General features: G+C 67.9%; 7 protein-coding genes and 1 pseudogene. 5 read left to right on the top strand and 3 right to left on the bottom strand.

Annotated features, from left to right (window positions below; genetic code table 11):
- Positions 1–965 (bottom strand): helix-turn-helix domain-containing protein (locus U9977_RS22170; RefSeq protein WP_322751212.1); only part of this gene is annotated, 965 nt, incomplete at its 3' end.
- 304 nt (positions 966–1269) lie between these two features.
- Here U9977_RS22170 and U9977_RS22165 point away from each other — a divergent pair.
- From U9977_RS22165 to U9977_RS22150, 3 genes are all read left to right on the top strand, one after another.
- A complete protein-coding gene (locus U9977_RS22165) occupies positions 1270–1551 on the top strand; it encodes a hypothetical protein (RefSeq protein WP_322751211.1) in 282 nt (93 codons plus the stop codon).
- Complete coding sequence (locus U9977_RS22160; RefSeq protein ID WP_322751210.1) at positions 1548–1775, top strand: hypothetical protein; 228 nt, start codon at positions 1548–1550, stop codon at positions 1773–1775. Before U9977_RS22165 ends, U9977_RS22160 begins: the two co-directional genes overlap by 4 nt.
- Positions 1776–2583: 808 nt before the next feature.
- Positions 2584–3138, top strand: coding sequence for an HD domain-containing protein (locus tag U9977_RS22150; RefSeq protein WP_322751209.1), 555 nt, complete (start codon positions 2584–2586; stop codon positions 3136–3138).
- On the opposite strand, the gene U9977_RS22145 is transcribed toward U9977_RS22150, so the two are convergent.
- Positions 3126–3596: an NUDIX domain-containing protein gene (locus U9977_RS22145; protein ID WP_322751208.1), complete on the bottom strand. Its 471-nt coding sequence runs from the start codon at positions 3594–3596 to the stop codon at positions 3126–3128. The two genes, U9977_RS22150 and U9977_RS22145, sit on opposite strands and share 13 nt — an antisense overlap.
- Before the next feature lie 4 nt (positions 3597–3600).
- On the bottom strand, positions 3601–3879 hold the full coding sequence (locus tag U9977_RS22140) for a hypothetical protein (protein ID WP_322751207.1): 279 nt from the start codon (positions 3877–3879) through the stop codon (positions 3601–3603).
- On the opposite strand from U9977_RS22140, the pseudogene U9977_RS22135 reads away from it, so the two are divergent.
- A pseudogene (locus U9977_RS22135) lies at positions 3870–4244 on the top strand (cell division protein FtsK); the annotation flags it as partial. The gene U9977_RS22140 and the pseudogene U9977_RS22135 overlap by 10 nt on opposite strands.
- Positions 4245–4971: 727 nt before the next feature.
- Positions 4972–6853, top strand: a 1882-nt coding sequence (fxsT, locus tag U9977_RS22130) for an FxSxx-COOH system tetratricopeptide repeat protein (RefSeq protein WP_322751206.1), incomplete at its 3' end; no start/stop codon positions are given.

Here is a 6853-nt window from a genome sequence, read left to right as displayed (position 1 = left end):
GGGGCACCTTGGCAGGCGGTATGGGAGAGCAGGACGGCGTCGGCCGGGTCGCCCTGGTTGGCGACCTGATAGCTCAGCGTGGAGATCAGATTGGCAGCGACGGGCTGGTTGTTTGCGGCGTGCGCGGCTTTGACTCCGCCGGTGAAGTACCGGGACGCGGGTACGGAAAGTCCGGCGTCCATCGCGACCCAGCCTGCGAGTTGGCACAGTTCGGCGATGGCGGACAGAAGGCGGCGTCCGAGTCGTTCGTCGTAGCTGGCTGTGCGGAGGAGGTCGACGGTGGCGGTGAGTTCCCGTTCGACGAGGCTGTTGAGGTCTTTCCCGCCGATGAAGTCGTCGAGCCTGCGCAGGTGCGCGACCCGGCCTTCAACCTTGTTCAGGAGGCCGTCACCGATCCGCCGTCCGACCTGCATTGCGACGATCTGCGGCGGTTCGGCAATCAGCCATTCGTGGGCCAGGCGGGCGGCGTTGGCCGCGTGCACGGGCAGGCCGTCGTCTGTGCCGAGGAGTTCGGCGAGTTCGGCGGTTCGCTCCGACGTCCAGGTGTCGTCGTCGTGCAGCAGCGTGACCGGGTCCGGCCGGTCCGAGTCGCCGTTCTGGGTCAGAGCCGGTGCCGTTCGGGCGGGGGCTTGCGACGGCAGCGGTCCTGGTCGGGCGTCGGTGACGATCACTTCCCAAGGTCGAGAGGCGAGACCCAGCAGAGCGCCCGGTATCCGTAGTGCGTCGGCGATGCGTTCGATCAGGTCGAGGGTGGCGATGCGATCCTCACCGCGCATGATTTTGCTGACACGGCTTTGGCTCAGGCCTTCGACACCGGAGGCGATGCGGTTCTGACTGGCGCCGTCGTACTTGCGCATGAGTCGGAAGGCGGCGCCGAAGTCACGGGCGGCGAGTGTGGCGCGCATGTCGTCCCGTGACAGGAGCCGTTCGGAGACGGTGTAGGGGCCGAGTGTGAACGGTGGCATGTCGGGCGGTTGCCTTCCAGCCGGGAGAGAGGGTCACGTCTCGTGGCAGGACCGACCCTGAGGGTATGTCCGTCGGGGCGTCCATGTATATCAACCTCGCCTACCGTGTCAGGCGTTCCACCCATCCGCGAGCCGCTCGCAGACCGCGTGATCAGGTGACTTTCAGATGATGAATCTTGTCTTCCGGTGCGGCGGGGTGGCACGCAAGCCTGTGGCACAACCGGCCCGGCTCCGTGTTGAGCGCGTCGTCTCCGCGGGTCCGGGCCGGCGTCCAACCAACGACGGGATGGGACGGTGGGGTTCGATGGCCGAAACAGGCGCGACGGATGACGGCGGGGACGGACGGATACCCGTGCTCTACGGCGTGGTGCGGTTCGAGCCAGGGGAGGAACGGCGGGTCCGCGACACCACGATCACGTTTGATTCGGCTGCATCGGCGGAGCTGTTCGCGGTGGAGAGCGGCTGGGACGACTATCAGGTGTGCCCGCTGTTCTTCTTCGTAGACACCGCTACGGCTCCCGCGGCCGGGCGGGTACTCCTGGGTGCGGCGCTGGCACGGTCGGTACATCGGGCCGGCGGCCGATGACCAGCGACGGACACCCCCGGGTCGTATCAGACGGGGGCGCATGCTCGATCACGATTCATCCGGCAGACCGGCCAGTGGAGGTGATGCGCGCCTGGGCGTCGCTGCCGGACGGGGTCGGGTTTGCCGAGGCGTTCGGCGATGTTGATGTGACGCTCGTGTTCCGGCCGGTGGGTGAGCTGGTGCCGTCACGGGAGCGGGATGGGTGGCTACCCGTGGCAGGCTGAGTGATCGGGCGGCTGGTGCCGCTGTGCGGTGCAGGGGTCAGGATTCCGGCGGGCACCAATGCCCATTGTCGGAATTCTGGCCTCTTACCTGTTGGCGGTCTGCGCGGTGACGAGTTGCTCAACGGTGGCCAGGCGGCGGGCGAGATCCGTTCGTTGACGGCGTCGGCGACCGCTTGCCAGTCCTCACCGGCGATCGCGCCACGTGCCGTGCAGACAGGTGATCTTCGTTCCTGATCGTCCATGCCACCGATCTTAGCTGTGAAGCAAACAGACACGTCGTACCAAAATTGCCTACTCGTCGACCCGACTCAAGTCGGGTTCGCATGTCCTTTGCTTCACGCTTATATCACGTTGGCATGTGACTCTCACATAAAGGTTGATACGCGGTTCGTGAGCGGTGCACTGTGGATTCTGCAACAACCGAGGGCCGGGAATGGCGGGTGGTGCGGGTGATGGACGCCGACCCGAACGCGCGGGCCGGCTCGGCGGAAGTCAAGGTGAAGATTGCCGCACCGGTGCAGCCGGTGCCCCCGGAACCGCTCGTCGGCACGGCGTTGCGGCCGGTGGAATTCGACCCTCCGAAATCCCACGAGAAATCTCCTCGCGGTCTTCCGCGGTCAACGCCTGACCCCGCACCCAAGTCTCCCATCAGTGAGCCACAAGATTTATCACATGTGGCGCACTGACTCCTTGAGGTCGCCGTCGCGCGGCGCGGCCCGCGCCGCGCCCTTGAACTGGCAGGGTCGTGTATTCGGCAGTGTGCTCGGCTTGGCTGACGCATGGCGGGCCGGTACGTACTGTCGGATGGGTGGATGTAGCGGCTGCCAAGCGGTTGGCAAGCGAACTTTTGATGCCGTTGGGCGACCGGTGGCTGCATGTGCAGGCGGTGGCGGCTCGTGCTCGGGATGCTGCGGTGGCCGTCGATCCGACCGAGCGGGATCTTCTGGTCACTGCGGCGTGGCTGCACGACATCGGCTACGCGCCGTCGCTGGCCCTGTTGCGGTTCCATCCGGTGGACGGCGCCCGATATCTGGCTCAAAGAGAAGATGCCACGGATCGGCTGTGTGCCCTGGTGGCGCATCACTCCTGCGCGCGGATCGAAGCCGAGGAACGGGGCCTGTCCGAGGAACTGGCCCCGTGGGCGCTGGAGGACTCCCCCGTCATGGACGCGCTGGTCCTGGCGGACATGACGACCGGGCCGAAGGGGCAGCGGTTCACGTTCCCTGAGCGGGTCGCGGAAATCTTCTCTCGCTACGGGGACGGGTCGGTGGTGCAACGGTCGATCGCCCGTGCCCGTCCGGTGCTGGCGGCCTCGATCGATCGGACGTTCACGCGGCTGGCGGCGGCTGGTCAGCCGATGTAGGGCGTGGGTCGGCCTTCGAGGTAGTGATCGATCCGCAAACGCATGGACGGGTGGATGTTCAACGTGTCGAGGTCGCCGGGGACGACGAACTGGACTTCCTTGGTCTCGCTGCTGGTCCGCAGGGTGCCGCCGAGCATCCGGGTCGTGAAGCACAGCGAGAACTGCTGACGGACCTCGCCGTCGTCGTAGGCAAGCACATGCCGGGGGTTGGTATACACCCCGATCAGGCCGGTGACCGCGATGTCGATGCCGGTCTCTTCCTTGGTTTCGCGGACGGCGGCGTCCGCGATCGACTCGCCGAGGTCCATTCCGCCGCCGGGCAACGCCCACAGGTCGTTATCGGTCTTGTGGACCATGAGAATACGACCCTGCTCGTCGGTGACCACCGCGGTGACCGACGGGACGACGCTGTTCGCGGCGGGGGCGTTCGGGTCGTTGAAATAGTCGATACGTGCCACGGATCTACCAGGCTCCTTCGGTAGTGACCCAGACCTTCTCGAAACTGGCGGTGTAATGCTCGAACAGGCTCCCCCCGGTGGTCTGACGGAGGTGGATAACCGGGGAATGCGCGGCGGGCGCGCCGTAGACGTGGGTGTTGACGAGCATGTCGGCGTCGAACCGGTAGATCGAGTTGTACAGGGTCGCGGTGTGCAGGCGGACATCGACACCGGGGACGCCCTGGAGCCCGGATAGATAGGTGAGGGTGAGCCGGGTCCGAGCGGCGAGGTTAAGGCCGCGCACCGGGCGTCGCGGTGATCGGTGCGGTGCATGATCCCCGCAAAGAGGTGCTGCCGTTCCGGGACCTGTTCCCGGTGCGGGTCGCGTTGCGGATGACCGAAGCCGACCAGGTTGATCTTGTGCTCGGGGATGGTGCCCGCGACCGCGGGGCACGGGCCGACGAGATCGGCGAGGACATGCCCGGGGTCGGCTACGTGCTCCTGGACGGGCAGGCCGACCCGATCCGGGTCCGGGCGGCCTGGGTCGACGATGCCGAAATTGCCCGGATGGCGCGTCGGTATCCGGTGCCGGCAGTCGCCGAACTGATCGACATCGTCGGCGACGGTCCGGACGGCTGGACCCCGGATGTGGACGGGCGGGCGGCATGACCGCGGGTCCGGAGGACTACGCCCCGGTGTATCCGCTGCCGGTCTGCAGCTGGTGGCAAGCTTGATCGAAGATCAACGAGCATACGAAACCAGCTCGTGGGCGCGGCAGGGATCGAACCTGCGACCACTCGCTTGTAAGGCACGGACCGACCCCTGCCTCACCAGCCCCAGCCCAGGTCGCGGATTCCGCCGGGATACGCAGTGGTCCGCCAACGTCCGTGGCTGTTGCTACACCGGTTGCTACAGCAGATCGAGAGCCAACCTCTTCTCCACGATCCACGCTACGAGCTTGGGAAACCTGTGCGGTTACTGCTGCTGACCTGCTCTGGAGCACTCCGGACCAGGTCAGCAGCGGTCCAGCTCTCGCCAGAGACCACAGATCAGACCACATGCTGACCGTTGGTATACGGGCACGCGGCGGGCCCCTCTCTGCCTTGCACAGTCGGTTCCGTTCGCCTGTCGGTGTCCTGGTTCGTCTGCGTTGTCGGTCCGACCGGGGCTCGGGTTCCACCGACGGCCGCTGTCCGTCCGTGGACATTCGCCGGCTCGGCTACACAGTTGGCTACACGACTGTCCTGCCAGGCTTCGATGGCAGCACTGTCGGGCGGTCGCCATTCGCCTTTGTCAGCGGGAACCGGGGTGGATTTCTGGCAGCGTGTGTGGCCGTCCGCAGTTGCGCTGGCGCATTTCGGGGTGTTCTCCTGCGGTGGGTGGGGGGTGGGATGCTGTGGGTGTGGCCGATAGTGGGGGTACCGGCGGGTTCGAGTGGGATTTCTTCGTCTCGTACACGCAGGCGGATCGGGGCTGGGCGGAGTGGGTGGCCTGGGAATTGGAGGCTGCCGGGTTCCGGGTGCTGGTGCAGGCGTGGCACATGGTCGCGGGGATGTCCTGGTCGGAACGGATGGCCGCGGGGATGGCCCGCTCGGCACGGACGGTGGCGGTGTTGTCTCCCACCTACGTCGCGTCGGAGGCGTGCGCGGCCGAGTGGCAGGCGGCCTGGCGGTCGGACCTGGTAGGTGCGCGGCGGCGGTTGCTGCCGGTGCGGGTCGTGGACTTCGTCCCGCCGGCGCCGTTGGACGGGATCGTGCGTACGGATCTGTTCGGGGTCGCCGCGGAGGTGGCCGCAGGCCGTCTGGCGGCGGCGGTCGATGCGGTGCGCAGGGGTGAAGCACGGCCGACGACGGCACCGGCATTCCCCGGCCGGACGGCGGATGAGGGGCCGCGGTTTCCAGGTGTGGCGCCGGAGGTGTGGTCGGTGGGCTGGCCGCGCAATCGGCTGTTCACCGGCCGGGATGTGGAGTTGTCGCGGGTCCGGGAGCGGCTGGCCGGTGGCGGGGTGACGGTGGCGCTGCCGGTGGCGGTGCACGGCCTGGGCGGGGTCGGTAAGACGCAGTTGGCGGTGGAGTACGCCTACCGGCATGCCCGGGACTACGACCTGGTGTGGTGGGTGCCGGCGGAGGATCCGGGGTCGATGGTGGCGGCGTTGGCGCAGCTCGCCGACCGGTGTGGGGTCGCGGTGGCGGGGACGGCGGAGGAGTCCGCGCGTGTGGTGGTGGGGCTACTTGGGCAGGGGCGGCGGTACCGGCGGTGGCTGCTGGTGTTGGACAACGCCACCGAACCGGATGATCCTTTCGGGGTGTTGGCGGCGGCAGCGGTGGGCGGCGGGCATGTGCTGGTGACGTCCCGGGACGGCCGGTGGTCGCGGCTGGCAGGCACGGTGGAGGTGGATGTGCTGCCGCGGGGGGACGCGGTGCGGCTGCTGCGTGGGCATGTATCGGCGGTCGGGGACGCGGATGCGGAGCAGGTCACCGCCGCGGTCGGGGATCTGCCGTTGGCGGTGGAGCAAGCCGGGGCGTTTCTCGCCGAGACCGGTATGGCGCCGGGCGAGTATGCGGGGCTGCTGGCTGAGGAACGGCAGGCGTTGTGGGCGGCGGGGGCGCCGAAGGGGGTGCGGCCGGTCGCGGTGACCTGGACGGTGACCTTGCATGCGCTGGATGACCCGGCGGTGGTGATGTTGGCACGGTTGTGGGCGCATTTCGGGCCGGAGCCGATCCCGGTCGATTTGATCCGTCCGGATACCGCGGAGGTACTGCCGGAGCCGTTGGATCGGGTGGCAGCGGGCCGGGTGGGGTTGGCGGAGGCGGTCGGTCGGCTGGTGCGTCTCGCGCTGGTGCGCCGGGTCGGGGACACGGTGGTGATGCACCGGCTGGTACAGGAGGTGCTGCGCGAGGACACCCCGCCCGAGTGGCGGCCGGGGTTACGCACGGCGGTGTGCCGGCTGTTGGCGCAGGGGCATCCGCTGGTACAGGACCGGCCGGCGGCGTGGCCGCGGTACGCCCAGATCCAGGCGCATGCGCTGACCGTTGGGCTTGTCGACGACGACGACCCGGACAGTCGGAACATGGTTTTCTGGCTTGTCTGGTATTTGCGGGAGCGGGGGGACTATCCGAACAGCCATATCCTTGCCCGGGACGCATACCGCTGCTGGTCTCAGATCCTCGGGGAGGATCACCCGGACACCCTGTTCGCGGCCGGGAACCTCGCCGCTACGTTGCGGTCGCCCGGGGACTATGCCGGTGCCCGCGAACTGTTGGAAAGTGTGCTGGCCC

Origin of the sequence: Protofrankia sp. Cas8 (assembly GCF_963555845.1) — a bacterium.
GTDB lineage: Bacteria > Actinomycetota > Actinomycetes > Frankiales > Frankiaceae > Protofrankia.
Note: the sequence above shows the minus strand (reverse complement) of the source record. Positions and strands in the feature narration are given on the sequence as shown.

Excerpts from the sequence above, each read along its gene's own strand:
- U9977_RS22165 (WP_322751211.1), top strand. The coding sequence starts at position 1,270 with ATGGCCGAAACAGGCGCGACGGATGACGGCGGGGACGGACGGATACCC.
- U9977_RS22160 (WP_322751210.1), top strand. The coding sequence starts at position 1,548 with ATGACCAGCGACGGACACCCCCGGGTCGTATCAGACGGGGGCGCATGC.